This window comes from Pandoraea sp. XJJ-1 (genome assembly GCF_026802345.1).
GTDB lineage: Bacteria > Pseudomonadota > Gammaproteobacteria > Burkholderiales > Burkholderiaceae > Pandoraea > Pandoraea cepalis.
Genome location: NZ_CP113827.1, coordinates 4,232,726 through 4,250,781 on the forward strand (window position 1 = coordinate 4,232,726; position 18,056 = coordinate 4,250,781).

21 protein-coding genes are annotated in these 18,056 nt (G+C 63.7%); 14 read left to right on the forward strand and 7 right to left on the reverse strand.

What is annotated here, in order from left to right:
* The first annotated feature begins 64 nt into the window (after positions 1-64).
* A complete protein-coding gene (locus OYT13_RS19465; RefSeq protein ID WP_017232764.1) occupies positions 65-976 on the forward strand; it encodes a LysR family transcriptional regulator in 912 nt (303 codons plus the stop codon).
* Positions 977-1,003: 27 nt separating this feature from the next.
* Here OYT13_RS19465 and OYT13_RS19470 read toward each other — a convergent pair whose 3' ends face one another.
* Positions 1,004-1,747, reverse strand: a complete 744-nt coding sequence (locus OYT13_RS19470) for an SDR family oxidoreductase (RefSeq protein ID WP_017232763.1) — start codon at positions 1,745-1,747, stop codon at positions 1,004-1,006.
* A gap of 108 nt (positions 1,748-1,855) precedes the next feature.
* On the opposite strand from OYT13_RS19470, the gene OYT13_RS19475 reads away from it, so the two are divergent.
* Together OYT13_RS19475 and OYT13_RS19480 are read left to right on the forward strand one after the other, a co-directional pair.
* Positions 1,856-2,779 carry a LysR family transcriptional regulator gene (locus OYT13_RS19475; RefSeq protein WP_017232762.1) on the forward strand — a complete coding sequence of 308 codons (924 nt, stop codon included), beginning with the start codon at positions 1,856-1,858 and terminating at the stop codon, positions 2,777-2,779.
* A 218-nt stretch (positions 2,780-2,997) separates the two neighbouring features.
* Entirely contained in the window at positions 2,998-3,426 is a 429-nt protein-coding gene (locus tag OYT13_RS19480) for a hypothetical protein (RefSeq protein ID WP_017232761.1), read from the forward strand.
* A 74-nt stretch (positions 3,427-3,500) separates the two neighbouring features.
* On the opposite strand, the gene icd is transcribed toward OYT13_RS19480, so the two are convergent.
* Positions 3,501-4,754: an NADP-dependent isocitrate dehydrogenase gene (gene icd, locus OYT13_RS19485; protein WP_017232760.1), complete on the reverse strand. Its 1,254-nt coding sequence runs from the start codon at positions 4,752-4,754 to the stop codon at positions 3,501-3,503.
* 283 nt (positions 4,755-5,037) lie between these two features.
* Here icd and OYT13_RS19490 point away from each other — a divergent pair, with 283 nt between their 5' ends.
* From OYT13_RS19490 to OYT13_RS19505, 4 genes are all read left to right on the forward strand, one after another.
* A complete protein-coding gene (locus OYT13_RS19490; RefSeq protein ID WP_268566843.1) occupies positions 5,038-5,628 on the forward strand; it encodes a pseudouridine synthase in 591 nt (196 codons plus the stop codon).
* A 50-nt stretch (positions 5,629-5,678) separates the two neighbouring features.
* The gene (locus tag OYT13_RS19495; RefSeq protein WP_017232758.1) at positions 5,679-5,945 is read left to right on the forward strand and encodes a hypothetical protein; all 267 of its coding nucleotides are present in this window, start codon (positions 5,679-5,681) and stop codon (positions 5,943-5,945) included.
* Between the two features lie 127 nt (positions 5,946-6,072).
* Positions 6,073-6,282, forward strand: coding sequence for a hypothetical protein (locus tag OYT13_RS19500; RefSeq protein WP_130026851.1), 210 nt, complete (start codon positions 6,073-6,075; stop codon positions 6,280-6,282).
* A 136-nt stretch (positions 6,283-6,418) separates the two neighbouring features.
* The gene (locus tag OYT13_RS19505) at positions 6,419-6,898 is read left to right on the forward strand and encodes a DUF192 domain-containing protein (RefSeq protein ID WP_410007527.1); all 480 of its coding nucleotides are present in this window, start codon (positions 6,419-6,421) and stop codon (positions 6,896-6,898) included.
* 15 nt (positions 6,899-6,913) lie between these two features.
* Here the strand turns inward: OYT13_RS19505 and OYT13_RS19510 are convergent, their stop codons facing one another.
* The 3 genes from OYT13_RS19510 to xseA form a co-directional block, all read right to left on the reverse strand.
* A complete protein-coding gene (locus OYT13_RS19510; RefSeq protein ID WP_268566844.1) occupies positions 6,914-7,654 on the reverse strand; it encodes an HD-GYP domain-containing protein in 741 nt (246 codons plus the stop codon).
* Between the two features lie 231 nt (positions 7,655-7,885).
* Positions 7,886-8,464 (reverse strand): superoxide dismutase [Fe], encoded by a 579-nt coding sequence (sodB, locus tag OYT13_RS19515; RefSeq protein WP_017232754.1) that lies wholly within the window; start codon positions 8,462-8,464, stop codon positions 7,886-7,888.
* 203 nt (positions 8,465-8,667) lie between these two features.
* Positions 8,668-10,041: an exodeoxyribonuclease VII large subunit gene (gene xseA / locus OYT13_RS19520; RefSeq protein WP_261938051.1), complete on the reverse strand. Its 1,374-nt coding sequence runs from the start codon at positions 10,039-10,041 to the stop codon at positions 8,668-8,670.
* 449 nt (positions 10,042-10,490) lie between these two features.
* Between xseA and OYT13_RS19525 the strand changes: the two genes are divergently transcribed.
* The 7 genes from OYT13_RS19525 to OYT13_RS19555 all read left to right on the forward strand — a co-directional run bounded on the left by OYT13_RS19525 (position 10,491) and on the right by OYT13_RS19555 (position 15,388).
* Complete coding sequence (locus OYT13_RS19525) at positions 10,491-11,105, forward strand: MotA/TolQ/ExbB proton channel family protein (RefSeq protein ID WP_017232751.1); 615 nt, start codon at positions 10,491-10,493, stop codon at positions 11,103-11,105.
* 15 nt (positions 11,106-11,120) lie between these two features.
* Positions 11,121-11,582, forward strand: a complete 462-nt coding sequence (locus OYT13_RS19530; protein WP_261938049.1) for an ExbD/TolR family protein — start codon at positions 11,121-11,123, stop codon at positions 11,580-11,582.
* 53 nt (positions 11,583-11,635) lie between these two features.
* A complete protein-coding gene (lpxK, locus tag OYT13_RS19535; RefSeq protein WP_442796499.1) occupies positions 11,636-12,652 on the forward strand; it encodes a tetraacyldisaccharide 4'-kinase in 1,017 nt (338 codons plus the stop codon).
* On the forward strand, positions 12,633-12,839 hold the full coding sequence (locus OYT13_RS19540; RefSeq protein ID WP_017232748.1) for a Trm112 family protein: 207 nt from the start codon (positions 12,633-12,635) through the stop codon (positions 12,837-12,839). Before lpxK ends, OYT13_RS19540 begins: the two co-directional genes overlap by 20 nt.
* Before the next feature lie 8 nt (positions 12,840-12,847).
* Positions 12,848-13,627 (forward strand): 3-deoxy-manno-octulosonate cytidylyltransferase, encoded by a 780-nt coding sequence (kdsB, locus tag OYT13_RS19545; protein WP_130027944.1) that lies wholly within the window; start codon positions 12,848-12,850, stop codon positions 13,625-13,627.
* Positions 13,628-13,932: 305 nt separating this feature from the next.
* Positions 13,933-14,598 (forward strand): adenylate kinase, encoded by a 666-nt coding sequence (adk, locus tag OYT13_RS19550; RefSeq protein ID WP_261938047.1) that lies wholly within the window; start codon positions 13,933-13,935, stop codon positions 14,596-14,598.
* Between the two features lie 295 nt (positions 14,599-14,893).
* The gene (locus OYT13_RS19555) at positions 14,894-15,388 is read left to right on the forward strand and encodes an Mpo1 family 2-hydroxy fatty acid dioxygenase (RefSeq protein WP_261938046.1); all 495 of its coding nucleotides are present in this window, start codon (positions 14,894-14,896) and stop codon (positions 15,386-15,388) included.
* 113 nt (positions 15,389-15,501) lie between these two features.
* On the opposite strand, the gene OYT13_RS19560 is transcribed toward OYT13_RS19555, so the two are convergent.
* Both OYT13_RS19560 and murJ read right to left on the reverse strand, forming a co-directional pair.
* Positions 15,502-16,368: a SirB1 family protein gene (locus OYT13_RS19560; RefSeq protein ID WP_017232744.1), complete on the reverse strand. Its 867-nt coding sequence runs from the start codon at positions 16,366-16,368 to the stop codon at positions 15,502-15,504.
* 46 nt (positions 16,369-16,414) lie between these two features.
* Entirely contained in the window at positions 16,415-17,965 is a 1,551-nt protein-coding gene (gene murJ, locus OYT13_RS19565; protein WP_026131734.1) for a murein biosynthesis integral membrane protein MurJ, read from the reverse strand.
* Positions 17,966-18,056 lie beyond the last annotated feature (91 nt).

Genomic DNA, 18,056 nt, shown 5'->3' on the forward strand with positions numbered 1-18,056 from the left:
AATTCAGGTTATATGTCCTATAAATCTCAGTGATTTAACTGAGCATCGAGACGCGTTCCTTCCCATGGACCTGCATTCCGTCGACCTGAACCTGCTGGTGGTCTTCCAGCATCTGTACAACGCGCGACGCGTGTCTCGCGTGGCAGAGACGCTTGGCGTGACGCAACCCGCGATCAGCAATTCGCTCGCGCGCCTGCGCAAGTTGTTCAACGACGAATTGTTCATCCGCACCTCGCGCGGCATGCTGCCGACCCCGATGGCCATCGAACTGGCCGAACCGGTCGCCGCGGCGCTGGATGCGCTGCACGGGGTCTTCAATCGTCAGCTCGCCTTCGATCCGGCAACGAGCCAGCGCGCGTTTCAAATCGCCATGACGGACATCGGAGAAGTGCACTTCCTGCCCAGGCTCATGCACGCGCTTGGCGAGCGGGCACCGGGCATTACGATCAGCACGGTGCGCAATACGGCGGTCAACTTGCAGGAGGAGATGGCGGCGGGTCAGGTGGATCTCGCCGTGGGGCATCTGCCGGATCTGACGACGGAGTTTTTCCAGCGGCGTCTGTTTCGGCAGAAGTATGTGTGCATGTTTCGCCCCGGGCATCCGCTCGACCGACCGGCGACGGCGAGGATGGCGCGCGAGGATTTCGAGCACGCCGAGCAGGTAATGGTGGTCGCCGCCGGCACCGGGCACGGCCGGGTCGACGATTTCATGGCGCGCGCTCACGTACAGCGCAACATCCGGCTGCGCGTGCCGCACTTCGTCGCGCTCGCCGACATTCTGCACGCCACGGATCTCATCGCCACGGTGACGGAGAAGTTTGCCCAGCGCAGCGCGCAGCACTTCGGCTTGCGTTACGTCGACCATCCGCTGGACCTACCGGACGTCCAGATCAACCTGTTCTGGCACGCGCGCTATCACCGCGAACCGGCAAGCCAGTGGATGCGCGCGCTCCTGTTCGAGCTGTTCTCGGAGTGAGGCGGCGAGCTGCCGCCCCGTTCCGAATCACGCGTTGAAACCGCCATCGATGGTCAGGCTGGCACCCGTCACGAAACCCGCCTCGTCGCTGGCGACATAAGCCACCATCGCTGCGATTTCCTCGGGATGCGCATGACGCTTGAGCGCCATCAGGTCGTGCATGGTCGCCGCGAAATCCCCGGTGGCGGGATTCATGTCGGTATTCGTCGGGCCCGGCTGCACGTTGTTGACCGTAATGCCGCGCGGTCCAAGGTCACGCGCCATGCCCTTGACCAGGCCGACCAGTGCCGCCTTGCTCATTGCATACGTCGCGGCGCCCGCAAACGGCATGCGCTCCGCGTTGCACGAGCCGATATTGATGATGCGACCGCCCTCGCCCATGTGCGCAAGTACCGCCTTCGAGGCCACGAACACAGCGCGCACGTTCACATCGAGCATGCGGTCGAATTCCTCCAGCGCAAGGTCGGCCACCGATGCCATCGAAAACACGCCGGCATTGTTCACCAGAATGTCGATCTTGCCGAGCGCGTGGGCGGCATCGTTGATTGCCTGGGTCAGGGCGGTGGCGTCTGCTGCATCCACATGCAAGGCCATGGCACGCCCGCCGGACGCCTGAATGCGCTCGACCAGATCCTGCGCCGCAGCCTTCGATCCCTTGTACGTGAACGCAACCGTGGCACCACCGTGCGCGAGCCGCTGCACGATCGCCGCGCCGATACCGCGCGAGCCGCCTGTCACGAAAGCTACCTTGCCTCGAAAGTTCGTTGCCATCTCATTGCTCCATTCGGTTAAGAGGTGAAGCCAGTATCGCGAGCAAATTACACCTCAACTAGACCATAATCCCTATCATCACTTTCAACCCAACGGAATAGATGAACGATGGACGCCTTGCATCTGATCGAATCATTCGTCCTGAGTGCGCGTGCGGGCAGTTTCTCGGCGGCCGCGCGACGACTGGGGATGACCCCTGCAGCGGTGAGCAAGAATGTGGCGCGGCTGGAGGGGCAGCTCGGCTTGCGGCTGTTCCACCGCAGTACTCGCAGCCTGACACTGACGGCGGGCGGCGAGCGATTCCTGCTCGACGTCGATGGCCCGTTCGCGGCCCTGAACGACGCCTTTTCACGCGCCGCCGAGCGCGAAGGCACCCCGTCCGGGATCCTCAAGGTGAGCGTGGCCCACGCCTTCGGCCGCCAGTATCTCGTGCCGCTGCTGGGCGACTTTCTTGCCCGCTATCCGGATGTCGTGCCGGATTGGCGATTCGACAACCGGGGCGTGGACGTGGTGAGCGAGGGCTTCGACGCCGCGATAGGCGGCGGCATCGAACTCACCCCCGGCGTCATCGCCCGGCGCCTGGCACCGACGTACGCCGTGATTTGCGCGTCGGCCGACTATATGCGCGCGCGTCAGGTACCGGGGCATCCCGCCGAACTCGCGACGTTCGACGCGATCGTCCGGCGCTCCGGAACGTCGGGCCGGCTGCGCGCATGGGATTTGCGAAACGCCATCGGTGAGCGAGTCAACGTCGAGGCGCGAACCCGCATGATTTTCGACGACCCGGAGGCAATGGCGCACGCCGTCACGCTGGGCTATGGCGTGGCGTTGCTACCGATGCCGCATGCCGCGCCCCTACTCGCGTCCGGTCGAATTCAACGGCTGTTGCCGGGCTGGTTCGAGGAATACGGCGGGGTGTCCATCTACTATTCGAACAAGAAACAGCTGCCACTGCGGACACGCGTGTTCGTGGATCACGTTGTCCACGCGTTCGAAGCCCAACGCCTAGCCGCGTATTTCGACGGGCGGTGAGTGGCCTCGACAGCATCGCTCCCCCGTGCGCATTGCGACCAACCATGCGTGAGGCTACCGAGTCGAAGACCGAGCGGGTCGCGCGGATCGGCGCGCTGCGCGCCCGTCCCTTGCGTTACGCGTACGCATGCACTGTAATGAAAGCGTTGTGCCGACGACTTGTGCGGGCAAGGAGAACGCCCACGTGTTGGCCGCAAAAGGGGGTTGGGAGGTCCGGCATGGACACCACGACGACCGCATGGCGAGTCATGGTACTCGTCGCGTGCCTGCTGACGGCGGGCGCGGCGCATGCACAGTCAGCGTATCCTCCGCCGACCCTCGCGGTAAGCGTGGGCGTCGGCGAGAAGGTCGCGATCTGGGTACAACCCAACTTCAGTGTGCTGTGCCGCTCGTTGGGCCAGCCGACGTTCGAACTCGACTCGACGCCCGCACTCGGTAAAGTCACGCCGGAATGGATCGACTATGTGGTTCCGGACGGACAACGCTGCGAGACGATGCATTTTCCCGGCATGGTCGTCTGGTATCAGGCGGGATCGTCGCCGGGCACGGACACCGTCGTCTGGACCGTCGGTTTTCCGCGCGAACTGACGAGCCGTGTGCCAAGCACCGGCGACCACCGCGTGAGCACCACCGTCGTCGTGCACTAGGCCGAGCGCCCCCGGACGGAAGCGTCGGCGTTGCCAAACGAGCGGCGGCAAATCAGCGGCAACCCCGTGGCGCGTCACATGTTGGCGATCATCACGTTGCCGAAGCCCGAGCACGACACCTGCGTCGCCCCTTCCATCAGGCGGGCAAAGTCATAGGTCACCTGCTTCGACAGGATCGACTTTTCCATCGACGCGATGATCAGATCCGCCGCTTCCGTCCAGCCCATGTGCCGCAGCATCATCTCGGCCGAGAGAATCTCCGATCCAGGATTCACGTAGTCCTTGCCCGCGTACTTCGGCGCCGTGCCGTGCGTCGCTTCGAACATCGCAACCGAGTCGGACAGGTTCGCCCCCGGGGCGATTCCGATGCCCCCCACCTGCGCGGCGAGCGCATCGGAGATGTAGTCGCCGTTCAGGTTGAGCGTGGCGATCACGTCGTACTCTGCGGGGCGCAACAGAATCTGTTGCAGGAATGCATCCGCGATCGAGTCCTTGATCGTGATCTCCTTGCCCGTCTTGGGGTTCTTCAGTTTGCACCACGGACCGCCGTCGATCTCCATCGCGCCGAATTCGTTCTTGGCGAGCGCGTATCCCCAATCGCGGAATCCGCCCTCGGTGAACTTCATGATGTTGCCTTTGTGAACGATCGTCACCGAGTCGCGATTGTTGTCGATCGCGTACTGAATCGCCTTGCGCACCAGTCGCTCGGTACCCTCGCGCGAGACCGGCTTGATGCCGATCCCCGACGTCTGCGGAAAGCGGATCTTGGTCACGCCCATCTCGTCCTGCAAGAAGGCAATCAGTTTTTTCGCGCCGGCCGATTCCGCCTCCCACTCGATGCCCGCGTAGATGTCCTCGGAGTTCTCGCGGAAGATCACCATGTCGATCTTCTCGGGATGACGCACCGGCGACGGTACGCCCTTGAAGTACTGCACCGGACGCAGACACACATAAAGGTCCAGCTGCTGGCGCAACGCGACGTTGAGCGATCGAATGCCACCGCCCACGGGGGTGGTCAGCGGCCCCTTGATCGATACTACGTAGTCCTTGACAACCTGGAGCGTTTCATCGGGCAGCCATACATCCGGTCCGTAAACGCGCGTCGATTTCTCGCCGGCATAGACTTCCATCCAATGGATCTTGCGCTTCTCGCCGTACGCTTTGGCCACTGCCGCGTCGACGACCTTGAGCATCACCGGCGTAATATCCACGCCGGTGCCGTCGCCCTCGATGTACGGGATGATCGGATTGTCGGGCACGTTCAGGGAGAAATCCTGGTTGACCGTGATCTTCTCGCCTGCCGGGACCTTGATGTGCTGATACGACATGGTGGGCTCCAATGGGATGAATCGGACTGTGCGCGTCAAACGGGGCGAAGGATGCCACCGCTCGCCGCATTACGGCTTTATTGTAGTCACAGCGTTGTAGGGCGCGTTGACGCAAATCAAGTCTTATATAAGACATAAGACTGACGATCTCGATTATGCATTAACATGACGGGGCTGACCAGCGCCGTACGCGCTCGGCGGGCGTAGCGCCATGGGGTCGAGCCCGGGTCGAGCGCCGATCGCGCCCGACGGCATCGGCAACTTCCGATTTTCTTCCCTTGGTATGACACTTCTCGCACTCAACAAGCCCTTCGGCACGATCTGCCAGTTTTCGCCGCATCCGACACGTCCCACGCTCGCCGAGTGCGTGACGCGCCCGGGCGTCTATCCGGCCGGACGGCTCGACGCCGACAGCGAGGGACTCCTGCTGCTCACCGACGACGGTCGTCTGCAGGCCCGCATCGCGGAGCCGGAACGCAAATTGCCGAAGACGTATTGGGCGCAGGTCGAGGGCGAGTACGACGAGGCGGCCGTCGCACGTCTGCGCGCCGGCCTAGATCTGGGCGACTTCGTCACGCTGCCGTGCGAAGCACGCGAGATCGCTGAGCCCGCCCAGCTCTGGCCACGTCACCCGCCGATCCGCTATCGCGCCAGCATCCCGACCCACTGGCTCGAAATCACGCTCGTCGAAGGCAAGAACCGCCAGGTCAGACGCATGACCGCCGCCGTCGGCAAACCGACGCTGCGACTGGTTCGCATTGCGATCGGCCCGGTTGACGTCTTTTCATTGAAGCTTGTCCCGGGACAATGGTGCGAGTTGCCGCAACAAATACTTACACTTCCCGGTCAACGAAGCCGTCGTTCACCTCGTTGAGGGAACAGGTGCGCAACATACGCACCACTCAGAAACGAGGAAACCAAGTCATGAAGAAACTGCTGCTTGCACTGACCGCCGGGCTGATCGTGTCCGGCGCCGCGATGGCCCAACAATCGGCGCCGGCCACGGCGCCCGTCGCACCGGCGGCACCCGCAGCAGCGGCGCCCGCGATGTCGGCACCGGCGGCCGATCGCGCAGCCCCCGCGAAAATGGCCCCCAAACACAAGAAGCATCACTACAAGAAGCATCACTACAAGAAGTATCACCACAAGAAGCCGGCCACCAAGCAACCGGCCGTCGGTAACAAGCCGTAATAAGTTTCACCGAAAAAATCCGCGAGCGGGTTGTCAACCGATGTCCTGAACGGACGTTATAGGAAGTGACTCACTTCGCGGGTCAACGAGTACATCACCCCAACATCGAGCTCCAACGAGGAATCTCATGAAAAAACTGATCGCTGCCCTGGTCGCTGGCCTGTTCGCAACGGGCGTGTTCGCCCAAGCTTCGGCTCCGGCCGCTGACGCTGCTGCTCCGGCTGCCGCTACGAAGCCGGCTGCCAAGTCGACCCACAAGAAGGCCCACAAGAAGTCGCACAAGAAGTCGGCCAAGAAGGCTGCTGCTGCTGAAGCTCCGGCTGCTGCCAGCAAGTAAGTACCACGTCGCGCAGCCTCGCTGCGCAACGCATGGTAATAAGCAGGTTGCTCACGCAGCCTGCTTTTTTTTCGCCCGGCGGCTACAATGGCTCGCCACGTACCTGACGTTCCCCCGATCTTTCCAGGAGCCGTTTGTGATCCGGATTCCACGTCAACTGGCCGCGCTCGCCGCCAGCGCCACGTTTGCCGCTACCGCCGCCTTCCTGGCAATCGCGCCGGCCAGCGCCTCGGCACAAATCAAGCAGGCCGGGCAGTTCCCGACCGTTCAGCTCTCCGCCGGCATGTATCTCATCAAGGCCGAGGTCGCCGCGAATGAGGCCGACCGCGAACAGGGCCTGATGTATCGCACGACGATGCCCGCCAACGCCGGCATGCTCTTCGTGTTCGAACAACGCGCCGGTCACTGCTTCTGGATGAAGAACACCGATCTGCCACTGTCGATCGCGTTCCTGGCCGACGACGGCACGATCGTCAACATCGAAGACATGGCGCCGCAGACCGAAGACAATCATTGCCCGCGTGCCGCCGTGCGTTACGCACTGGAAATGAATCAAGGCTGGTTCAAAAGCAAACACATCGGCCCCGGCGCAAAGATCTCCGGCCTGCCGCGCTGAATGATGGCGTTGCGCTCAGTACGCGCCGCTCGATAGCCGCAACGCCGGTCCGAGCGAGCGCTCGAGAAAACGATCCAGCAGCCATGGATCGAAGTGACGCCCGCGCTCCGCGAGCATCGCCTCGACGATCTGCGCGGGACTGAGTGCCGCGCGATACGGACGGTGACTCGCGAGCGCGTCGAACACATCGACCAGCGCTACGATCCGTCCCGCCAGGGGAATACGATTTCCCGACAACGCACCCGGATAGCCACCGCCGTCGTAACGCTCGTGATGCGTGCGGGCGACCGTCGCGGCCAACGCGCAGGCTGCGCCGCCGAGCGTGCTCAGTATGTCGGCTCCTGATTGCGGATGCATGCGCATCACGCGAATCTCATCGGGCGTCAGCTTGCCCGGCTTTTCCAATATCGCGTTCGGAACACACAGCTTGCCGGTGTCGTGCAGCGCGGCGGCGAGCCCGAGGGCCTGCGCCTCGACCGCTGGGATCCCCAACGCTTGGGCGAAACGCCAGGTGAGCGCGCCGACACGCCACATGTGGGTCGCGGTGCCGCCGCGCTTATGTTCGGCCAACCGGAAGAGTGCCCACGCTGCGGGCGGCAGGCTGCGCATGAGACGGGCGTCTGCGAGCCAGTGGCAGTGCGAGTGGGGTTGTGTGCGGTCGTGCGAGGCGTCGCGACCGGTCGCTGCCCGCGAGGCATCGCGGGTGCAAGAGGCGCTCGCCACGGGGATGGCGTGCGTTGGCGCAGGGTCGGGCATACATTGTTCGGTGAGTTTGAAACGCACACTCTAACGACGCGCAGATCCGCAAATATTGATTGCCATCAAGCCCAGGGCAGATGCCTACAGTCTGGCAACCGCAGTAAAAAGAAAGCCCACCGCGAGCGGTGGGCTTTCTTTTTGCCGGTGACGTCGGACGCTCGGGTCGGGCGCCTGACGTCACCTCGTTGGCACGTTGCCGACGTCGACCGGCAACGTCCGGGGCCTCGATTACGCGAAGTTCTTTGCGGCGAAGTCCCAGTTGACCAGGTTCCAGAATGCCTCGACGAACTTCGGACGGGCATTGCGGTAGTCGATGTAGTACGCGTGTTCCCACACGTCGATCGTGATCAGCGGCTTGTCCGCGCCGGTCAGCGGCGTGGCGGCGTTGCTGGTGTTGACGATGTCGACCGACCCGTCGGCCTTCTTCACAAGCCACGTCCAGCCCGAACCGAAGTTGCCGACGGCCGACTTCGAGAAGGTTTCCTTGAACGCGTCGAACGAGCCGAACTTGGCGTCGATGGCCTTGGCCAGATCGCCCGACGGCGCACCGCCGCCCTTCGGCGACAGCGTGTTCCAGAAGAAGGTGTGGTTCCACACCTGCGCCGCGTTGTTGAACACGCCGCCCGACGACTTCTTGATGATGTCTTCGAGGCTGGCGCTTTCGAATTCGGTGCCCTTGATCAGGTTGTTCAAGTTGGTCACATAGGCTTGGTGATGCTTGCCGTAGTGATACTCCATCGTTTCCTTGGAGATGGTCGGCGCGAGTGCGTCGATGGCGTACGGCAGTTCAGGGAGCTTGTGTTCCATGGCGATTGTCCTTTGTGCTCTGAGGGGAACCCGATTTTGCGTTATCCGGAGCCATCGATTCTAGGGCAGATGCGATAACCCCGCAAACCGCACGGTTACTCGCCGGGCCGCACCGGGTGGCTGCAACGCGACGATTGCTGGCCAATACCGCCTGATCGACGCATGATGCCCGCGATTGCCCCGGATTGCCGTACCAAGCCCCGCTAAAAAGTATCGTCTAGCCTGACCTGAACATCACCAATACCCACATCGGCCGCGCCGTCGGCCAGATGCATCGTCACGTGCTGGCCGCGCTGGAGTTTGCGGGGGTCGCGCAACGGCTGTCCCTTGGCGTCGAGCACGGCGGCATAACCGCGCTGCAGCGTGCGGCGCGGGTTGAGCAGCTCGAGTTGCGCCGTGGCATCGGCCAGCCGTTGTACCGAGCGCTCCGTGCGGCGTGACATCGCGTTTTGCAGGCGCTGCGAGAGGAGCGCAACGCGCTCGTGTTGCGGGGCGATGCCGGGCACGGCACGCGTCAGACGCAGGCGCAGCATTTCGAAGCGGCCGCGGCGCTGGGCCAACGGGCGCTCAAGCGCGTGACGCAACCGATCGGCCAAGTGCGCCAGTTCGCCCCGCTGGCGCGCCAGACGCTCGCGCGGCGACACCAGCGCGCGCGACACACTGTCGAGCTGCTGGGCGCGTTGCTCGAGCATGCGCCACATGGCCCGCGTCAGACGTTGGCGCTCACGGTCGAGCTCGCGCAAACATTCGTCGCGCGACGCACTGATCAGCTCCGCCGCCGCCGTCGGCGTGGGCGCCCGAACGTCCGCCACAAAGTCGGCAATGGTGAAATCGGTTTCATGCCCCACACCGGACACCACGGGCAACTCGCTGCGCGCAATGGCATGGGCCAGCACTTCCTCGTTGAATGCCCACAGGTCTTCGATCGCACCGCCGCCCCGGCAAAGCAGCAGGGTATCGACCTCGCGGCGGGCGTTGGCCGTGTCGAGTGCCGCCGCGAGCCGCATGGCGGCATCGGCGCCCTGCACCGGGGCGGGATACACCACGACCGAGACGTGCGGTGCGCGCCGGGCGAGCGTCGTCAACACGTCGCGCAGGGCTGCCGCCTGCAGCGACGTTACGACGCCAATGCGACGGGCATAGCGCGGCAACTCACGCTTGCGCGCCGCGTCGAACAGCCCGGCCGCCGCCAGCTTTTCCTTGAGTCGCAGAAACGCCTCATACAGATTGCCTTGCCCGGCGCGGCGGATCGCTTCGACATTGAGCTGCACCTCCCCGCGCGGTACATACATGGAGAGCAGCGCGCGGACTTCGACCCGATCGCCCTCCTTCGGCGAGAAATCGGCGTGCTGGGCGCGGCCGCGAAACATCACGCAGCGCATTTGCGCTTGCGCATCCTTGATCGAGAAATACCAATGGCCGCTCGCCGCGCGCGTGAAGTTCGAAATTTCACCGCTGACCCATGCCAGGGGGAAGCTCCGCTCCAGCACGCCGGCCACGGCTTTGTTCAAATCCGAAACACTTAGCACGCGATCCGCGCCACCAGCGGGCCGGGCGTCGTCGAAAGATAAGTTCATGCGTGTTTGCCGGCAAAAAACTGTCCACAGGCCCGCTAATTTAAGGGTTTTCTCGCCCGGTCGCCGCATTTTTCCTTCGCCCCGATGCCAAACCCTTGATTTATCGGCCCTTGCGGAGCGCTTCGCGGCGATGCGGCGAAGCGATATCAACGCGATCGTCACGCGATCGCTTGATTCGCCGACATGTTCACATAGTTATCCACAGGCGCGCGGCGATTGACTGGGAATCGTGAGTTTGCGGATATGTTCATTTCTGAAACGTTTTCCTGCCCATTTTTTCATCACGGAGGAAAAAATCACGTCGCATCAATCAGTTGCTGAATGTATCCCAAGCTTTTCCACATCCTTGTGCGCCTGTGGTGTGGAAAACGGTGCTTGCCCATCCCCCCCCTGCAAGCTACAGTTCGGACTCGTTTGCCCGATCCCCCGCAATAAGTAAGAGGTCGTCCTTGTTTGCCGTTATCCAGGCCGCCGGCTGGCCCATCTGGCCGCTTCTCATCGCCTCCGTTTTCGCGCTCGCCCTGATCGTCGAGCGCGCCCTGTCGCTGCGCCGCACCCGCGTGCTGCCGAGCGGCGTGCTCGAAAATGCCATCACGCTCGCCAGGCGTGGTTCGGGCAAGCAAGACGCGACCGACGCGTTGGCGCGCGGCTCGATGCTCGGGCGCGTGCTCGCCACCGGCGTTCGCTACGTCGCCCACAACCCGCAGGGTCCACGTGAAGGCGCGAAAGAAGCATTGGAAGAGACCGGACGTGCTGTCGCGCACGAACTGGAGCGTTTTCTGCCCGCGCTGGGCACCATCGCGTCGGTCGCACCGCTGATGGGCCTGTTCGGCACCGTCGTCGGCATGATCGAAATCTTTGGTGCGCAAGACGCCTCGGGCACGGATCCCGCGCAATTGGCGCACGGCATTTCGGTTGCGCTCTATAACACCGGCTTCGGTCTGATGATCGCGATTCCCGCGATGATCTTCTATCGTTACTACCGCACCCGTGTCGACGCGTTCCTGGTCGAACTCGAGACGCAGGCGGTCCATTTCCTCGATGCCACGCTGCCGCGGCATTGATCCGAGGGACGCACGATGAATTTCCGTCGAGGTCTCTCCACACGCGACGAACCGGAGATCAACCTGATCCCGCTCATCGACGTGCTGCTGGTCATTCTGATCTTCCTGATGGTCACCACGACCTACACGCGCTACACGGCGCTGAAGGTCAACCTCCCGACGGCCGATGCACAGAAGGCCGTCGTGCCGCCACGTCAGATCGTGGTCTCGGTCGGCGCCGACGGCAGTTACGCCATTGACCGGCACGCGCTCGCGCAGCGCGATGTCGCGAGCCTTACGACAGCGCTGCGTCAAGCGGCCGGTCCCGCGAACACCGACGCCGAGTCGCCGGTCGTCGTGATCAATGCCGACGCCAAAAGCGCGCATCAGTCGGTCATCAACGTCATGGAAGCCGCCCGCGAGGCCGGTCTGTCTCGCCTGACGTTCGCCGCACGCTCGACGACGGCCCACGGCGCGGCGGGTCAACCGTCCCGATGACGACACCTTCATCACCCCCCAGCCCTGCCGCGGGCGGGCGCTCGCGCGCACTGGTGCCGCGTCTGTCGGGCTCGTTGGTGCATTGGGTCAGCGCCCAGTGGCAGCGACGAGGACTCCTCGCCTGGCTGCTCTGGCCGATATCGTGGGTTTTTGCCGCCATGGCGGCCTGGCGGCGCCTGAGCTTTCGCCGGGGATGGAGAACGTCGACGCGGCTGCCGGTTCCGGTCGTCGTCGTCGGCAATCTCACCGTGGGGGGCACCGGTAAAACGCCAGCCGTCATCGCGCTGGTCGGCGCGTTGCGCGCGCTCGGCTATACGCCCGGCGTTCTGTCGCGCGGATACGGGGCAACGCTGCCACGTCCGACCGAAGTCAGTCCAACGGCACGCCCCGACGCGGTCGGCGACGAGCCGCTGCTGATCGCCAAGCGCACGGGGGTGCCGGTGTGGGTGTGGCCGTCGCGTGTCGAAGGTGGCCGCGCGCTGCTGGCCGCGCATCCGGCATGCGACGTCATCGTTTGCGACGACGGCCTGCAACATTACGCGCTCGCGCGTGACGTTGAAATCGCCGTGTTTGACCACCGGCTGGGCGGCAACGGCTTCCTGCTGCCCGCCGGACCGTTGCGCGAACCGCTCTCGCGGCGACGCGACGCCAATCTGATCAACGACCCTTACGGCAAAACGCTCCCCCAGTGGCCCGACACCTGGCGGCTGACACTTACGCTGGGCGATGCCTGGTGCGTGAGCCAGCCGAGCCTGACCCGGGCGCTGGTGCACTTCTCGGGCAAACGCGTGTTGGCGGCGGCCGGTATCGGCGCGCCCGAGCGCTTCTTCGCGGCGCTGCGTGGCGCAGGTCTGCAGATCGAGACGCTGGCGTTGCCCGATCATTACGACTTTGCGACGAATCCGTTCGACGGCGCCGCGGCCGATGCCATCCTGATCACCGAAAAGGATGCAGTAAAATGCGTCACCTGGTCCGACCCACGCGTGTGGGCCGTGCCTGCGGAGGCAGCGCTCGACGCGCGCCTCGTATCCCTGGTAGTGGAGAAATTGCGTGGACAACCGACTGTTTGAGATTCTCGTCTGCCCGTTGTGCAAGGGCCCCCTGGAGTACGACAAGAAAGCCCAGGAGCTGATTTGCCACGCCGACAAGCTCGCTTACCCGATTCGGGACGGCATTCCCGTCATGCTGGCCGATGAAGCGCGCCAGTCCGTCGAAGGTACGCCCGTGCCGCTGAGCGGCGACAAGCCGGCATCGTGAGCGATTCGATGAACACCGTCGACTTTGTCGCCGTCGTGCCGGCGCGTCTCGCGTCGACGCGTCTACCGAACAAGCCGCTCGCCGATATCGGCGGCAAGCCGATGGTCGTGCGCGTGGCCGAGCGGGCGCGCGAATCGGGGGCGTGTCAGGTGGTCGTCGCGACCGACTCACAGCGTGTGGCCGATGCCGTCGCCGCGCACGGCTTCGATGTCGCCCTGACGCGTGCGGATCACCCGACTGGCACCGATCGTCTCGCCGAGGTGGCCGTCCAGCAGGGGTGGCCCGACGACACGATCGTCGTCAATGTGCAGGGCGACGAGCCACTCATCGATCCGCGTCTGGTGCACGCGGTAGCGGCGCATCTGGCCGAGCACCCGGAATGTGCCCTGTCGACGGCGGCGCATCCGATCACCGACAACGCGGAGATCTTCTCGCCGAATGTGGTCAAGGTCGTGCTCGACGCCCATAGCCGCGCCCTCTACTTCTCGCGCGCGCCGATTCCGTGGTCGCGCGATGCATGGTCCGCCGGGCTTGCCCACACCGCAACGTTACCCGCGGCGACCACGCCCGTCTTTCGTCACATCGGGCTTTACGCCTATCGCGCCAAATTCCTGCGCACTTATCCGAGCCTGCCGCAGGCCCCGATCGAAACCGCCGAATCGCTCGAACAACTCCGCGCCCTCTGGCATGGCGAGCGCATTGCCGTGCTCGTGACTGCCGACGCCCCGCTGCCGGGCGTGGACACAGCGGATGATCTCGAACGCGTTCGCGCGCTGCTGCGGAACTAACGCCCGATCCAGCACGAATGCCGGCGTTGGCACGCCGGCCAATCGCTCGCGCGCTTGTCCCGGAAATCGCACCGGTACGACGCCCATTGGTTGGCAAAACGCCGCCAGACGGGCTCATCGTGGCATAATCGCTCTGATTCTCGCGAGCAGCCTCCCCGGCTGCGCGCGACGCGCCCTGCCGACGCGTCGCCTGCGCGCAGCGCGGTTGGCCGGTCACACGACCCGCAACCGCCGCCGAATCCCGGGGACGCGCCTGCCTGCCGCACGCACAGCATTCACAAATCACAAACTTTCAGGAGTCATTGATGCGTCTGATTTTGTTGGGGGCACCCGGGGCCGGCAAGGGCACCCAAGCCACTTTCATCAAAGAGAAATTCGGCATCCCGCAAATCTCGACCGGCGACATGCTGCGCGCCGCGATCAAGGAAGGCACTCAGCTTGGCCTCGAAGCCAAGCGTTACATGGACGCGGGCGACCTCGTGCCGGACGCCGTCATCATTGGCATGGTGCGTGAGCGCCTGAGCGCCGACGACTGCAAAAGCGGCTACCTGTTCGATGGCTTCCCGCGCACGATTGCGCAGGCGGAAGCCATGAAGGACGCCGGTGTCGCCATCGACTTCGTGCTCGAGATCGACGTGCCTTTCGACGAAATCATCACACGCATGAGCGGTCGACGCACGCATCCGGCATCGGGTCGTACGTACCACGTCACGTTCAACCCGCCCAAGGTCGAAGGCAAGGACGACGTGACCGGCGAACCGCTCGTGCAGCGCGACGACGACAAGGAAGACACCGTCAAGAAACGCCTGAGCGTGTACGAATCGCAAACCAAGCCGCTCGTGGCGTACTACTCGGATTGGGCGAAGCATGGCAGCCCGGGCGCGACCGTCGAGGCACCGCAGTATCGCAAGATCTCGGGGCAAGGCAGCGTGGACGAAATTCGTGCGCGCGTGTTCGAGGCACTGAAGTAAGCACGCGAGCGTCGCCCCTTTGACTCCGTGCGGCATTCGCTGCGCCCGGGGTCAGGTCGGCGCGAACGACGACGTAGAGAAAGGCGGCCAGGTCACCCTGGGCCGCCTTTTTTGCCAATGTCAGGGAGTGTCGCTCCCGGCGCATCAACGGGGTGAGTCGAATTGCCGCAACGCAACAAACTGTCGTTACGGCGATGACTACAATGGAAATCCGAACGCACTTGCGGTCGGTTCAATCGCCGAGGCTGTCGGTGGCGATCCCGCGTTCTTCCCGTCCCCATGGCAGGAGGCTGGCATGAAATCACTGGCGCAACAGATGTCGTTCTACCAGCGCTATCACCGCAGTCCCAAGAATCGTCTGACCCATTTCTTCGGCGTTCCCATGATCATGCTGGCCGTGATGCAGGCGCTCTCAGCGCTGCCGCTAGGCCCGAGCGGCTTGAATGTCGCGCATGTGATCGTGCTGGTGCTGCTGATGTATTACTTCCTGCTCGATGTCCCGCTGGCACTTGCCATGACGGCCTTCTTCGCCGCGCTGCTGGCCATCACACAGCACCTGGCCACCTTGTCGTGGCCGTGGGCGCTGACCGTCTTTGGCGTGCTGTTCGTCGGCGGCTGGATCGTTCAGTTGATCGGCCATCATTTCGAGGGCCGCAAGCCCGCGCTGCTCGATAACGTCTTCCAGATCTTTATCGCACCGATGTTCCTGATGGCCGAGGTGTTCTTTCACTTCGGCTACAAACCCGGTCTGCAACGACGCGTCCAGGAATTGGCGGCACAGTCGGCGTAATGGCCCGCGCGTCCCGACGAACGACGCGCGATGCCGCAGCGCCAGCCGACACCGCGGGCGTTTTGCCTTAGAGACGACGGAAACGACAGGGGGAGAACAGGAAGCGCCGGTCGTTATCCGTGACTGCCCGGACGACGGCTCAGGTCGTCGAGAATCTGCCGAATCGCATTGGCGTCTTCGGCATCGGGGCGCGTGCCCAGGTAGTGCTCAAGGTCGTCCTGCGCCGGACGTACCAGCCCAAGGCGAGCATAGGCCAGCCCGCGATCGCGCTGCTCGACCGGCTGGTCGGGCAAGACGAGCACCATGCGTTCCTGCACCGCAAGCACGCGTTCCCATCGCTCGTTCTGCGTGTAGATCGCTCGCAGATTGCGCAACATCCGCGCAAGAATTTCGCGCGGCGTGGCGGGCTCCAGGAAGGGGTGCAGCAACGCCCAAAGCGCCAACTCCTGAATCGGCTCGGCGCTCTCGTCGCGATAGTGCTTCAGATAGGGCTCGACCATTTCGAGCAGTCGCTGCGGCGAAAGCGAGTTGCCCGAAATCGGGTCGATGACCACGTCGCCGGCCGGTACCGCAAGCCGTAGCAGGAAATGCCCCGGGAACGACAAGCCTCGCAGCGGCAGGCCGATCTGGTGCCCAATCTCCATGCAAAGCACGGCCAACGAAATCGGAATGCCGCGACGCCGGTCCAGCACCACATGCAGATGACTGTTGTCCGGATCGTAGTAATCGTTCTGGTTGACGGAGAACCCGAGTTCGCGGAAGAAGAAATGATCGAGCAACTGGAGCTTCTGCAGGGGCCCGGCGTCGGGCGGCAGACGCTTGGCCAGACGCGCGGCGAGCGCGTCGATCCGGGTCAGCGTGTCCTGAACGTCGAGATCGGGATAGACGTCTTGCGCGATGGCGATGGCCGCTTCGGTCAGCGGTAGACCGTCGTCGGACGCGACCAGCGCAGCAAAATACTCGAGAAATCGATTCGCCATGCGGTATCCGTGAAGTCCACCGTGCCAGTGGCGCGCGAGCGAATCGCTAGCGAGTGCGTCGGCGGAAGAACGAGAAGTTGAAACCCATGAGGAATAATGCCCCGAAATACACCACCGCGCATAGCACCAGACTGGCGCCAAGCAGCGCAATGCGCGAGAGCGGGCGCGCGCCCATCGCCACCCAGTCGAAGCTTTGGGTGAACCACAGCAGCAAGCCCGCCAGAATCAGGCAGGCGGCCAGCAATTGCACGAAGAACAGACGCCATCCGGGCGCCGGCCGGTAGATACCACGCTTGTAAAGCCCCGCGAACAGCAACACCGCATTCATGCACGCGCCCACGCCGATCGACAGTGAAAGCCCCGCATGGGCGAACCACCGAACGAAGAGCAGATTGGAGAGCTGCGTGGCAACGAGCACCACGACGGCGATCTTCACCGGCGTCTTGATGTCTTGCTTGGCATAGAAGCCGGGCGCCAGAATCTTGATGAGAATCAGGCCAACCAGCCCGACGCCATAGGCGGTCAGCGCGTGCGCCGTCATCGCGACGTCGGTCGCGTCGAAACGGCCATATTGATAGAGCGTTGCGGTCAGCGGCTCGGCGTAGACGAACAGCGCGACGGCACTCGGCATCGCCAGCAGGAAGGTCAGGCGCAGCCCCCAGTCCAGCAAGGCTGAATACTCGGCGCCATCGCCATCGGCATGGGCGCGCGAGAGGCTCGGCAGCAGGATCGTGCCCAGCGCCACACCGAGCAATGCCGTCGGAAACTCCATCAGCCGGTCGGCATACGCCAGCCACGACACGCTGCCCTGCGCGAGGCGCGACGCGATGTTCGTGTTGATGATGAGGCTCACCTGCGCCACCGACACGGCCAGCGTGGCCGGCACCATCTTCGCCAATACCCGCTTCACGCCGGTGTTACGCAACGCCGCCGCGATATTGATCGTGATGCGCGGCAACATGTCGATGCGCGCGAGCGCCGGGAGCTGGATGACCAATTGCAGCACGCCGCCAACGATCACCGCGAAGGCCAGCGCGTAGACCGGCTTCGCCAGATGCGGCGCGACCCACAGCGAGGCGATGATCGAACAGAGATTGAGCAGCACGGGCGCGAACGCGGGCATCGAGAATCGCCGCCACGTATTGAGCACGCCGGCGGCAAGGGTCGTGATCGAGATGAGCGTGATGTATGGGAACATCACGCGCGTCATGAACACGGCCGAGTCGAACGTGCCGTTCTCACGCGAGAGCCCGGTCGCGACGGCATAGACGACCCCGGTCGCGCCGAGCACCCCGGCAATCGTGATCGCCAGCAACCCCCAGAACAGCACGGTGGTCACTGAATCGACGAGGGTTCTCGTCTCCTCATGACTGCGCTGCGACTTGAATTCGGCCAGAATCGGCACGAAGGCCTGCGAAAACGCACCTTCGGCGGACAGGCGGCGCAGCAGATTGGGGATGCGGAATGCGACGTTGTAGGCGTCGGTCATGGGACCGGCGCCAAACATGCGTGCAATAAGGATTTCACGGACCAGACCGGTGATGCGCGAGAGCATCGTGAAACCGCTGACCGTAGCGAGAGCTTTGAGCAAATTCATGTTGCGCGTATTATACGCACAGCATTGCAGCAAAGAAGTTGCAATTTCCATTGGCGTTCGGCTATAATCGACGGTTTCGAAGTCAATGGAT

Excerpts from the sequence above, each read along its gene's own strand:
- adk (WP_261938047.1), top strand. The coding sequence starts at position 13,933 with ATGCGTCTGATTTTGTTGGGGGCACCCGGGGCCGGCAAGGGCACCCAA.
- OYT13_RS19510 (WP_268566844.1), bottom strand. The coding sequence starts at position 7,654 with ATGCCCGACCCTGCGCCAACGCACGCCATCCCCGTGGCGAGCGCCTCT.
- icd (WP_017232760.1), bottom strand. The coding sequence starts at position 4,754 with ATGTCGTATCAGCACATCAAGGTCCCGGCAGGCGAGAAGATCACGGTC.
- murJ (WP_026131734.1), bottom strand. The coding sequence starts at position 17,965 with ATGAATTTGCTCAAAGCTCTCGCTACGGTCAGCGGTTTCACGATGCTC.
- OYT13_RS19465 (WP_017232764.1), top strand. The coding sequence starts at position 65 with ATGGACCTGCATTCCGTCGACCTGAACCTGCTGGTGGTCTTCCAGCAT.
- xseA (WP_261938051.1), bottom strand. The coding sequence starts at position 10,041 with ATGAACTTATCTTTCGACGACGCCCGGCCCGCTGGTGGCGCGGATCGC.
- OYT13_RS19530 (WP_261938049.1), top strand. The coding sequence starts at position 11,121 with ATGAATTTCCGTCGAGGTCTCTCCACACGCGACGAACCGGAGATCAAC.
- OYT13_RS19560 (WP_017232744.1), bottom strand. The coding sequence starts at position 16,368 with ATGGCGAATCGATTTCTCGAGTATTTTGCTGCGCTGGTCGCGTCCGAC.
- OYT13_RS19475 (WP_017232762.1), top strand. The coding sequence starts at position 1,856 with ATGGACGCCTTGCATCTGATCGAATCATTCGTCCTGAGTGCGCGTGCG.
- kdsB (WP_130027944.1), top strand. The coding sequence starts at position 12,848 with ATGAACACCGTCGACTTTGTCGCCGTCGTGCCGGCGCGTCTCGCGTCG.
- OYT13_RS19495 (WP_017232758.1), top strand. The coding sequence starts at position 5,679 with ATGAAGAAACTGCTGCTTGCACTGACCGCCGGGCTGATCGTGTCCGGC.
- OYT13_RS19555 (WP_261938046.1), top strand. The coding sequence starts at position 14,894 with ATGAAATCACTGGCGCAACAGATGTCGTTCTACCAGCGCTATCACCGC.
- sodB (WP_017232754.1), bottom strand. The coding sequence starts at position 8,464 with ATGGAACACAAGCTCCCTGAACTGCCGTACGCCATCGACGCACTCGCG.
- OYT13_RS19480 (WP_017232761.1), top strand. The coding sequence starts at position 2,998 with ATGGACACCACGACGACCGCATGGCGAGTCATGGTACTCGTCGCGTGC.
- OYT13_RS19490 (WP_268566843.1), top strand. The coding sequence starts at position 5,038 with ATGACACTTCTCGCACTCAACAAGCCCTTCGGCACGATCTGCCAGTTT.
- OYT13_RS19470 (WP_017232763.1), bottom strand. The coding sequence starts at position 1,747 with ATGGCAACGAACTTTCGAGGCAAGGTAGCTTTCGTGACAGGCGGCTCG.
- OYT13_RS19500 (WP_130026851.1), top strand. The coding sequence starts at position 6,073 with ATGAAAAAACTGATCGCTGCCCTGGTCGCTGGCCTGTTCGCAACGGGC.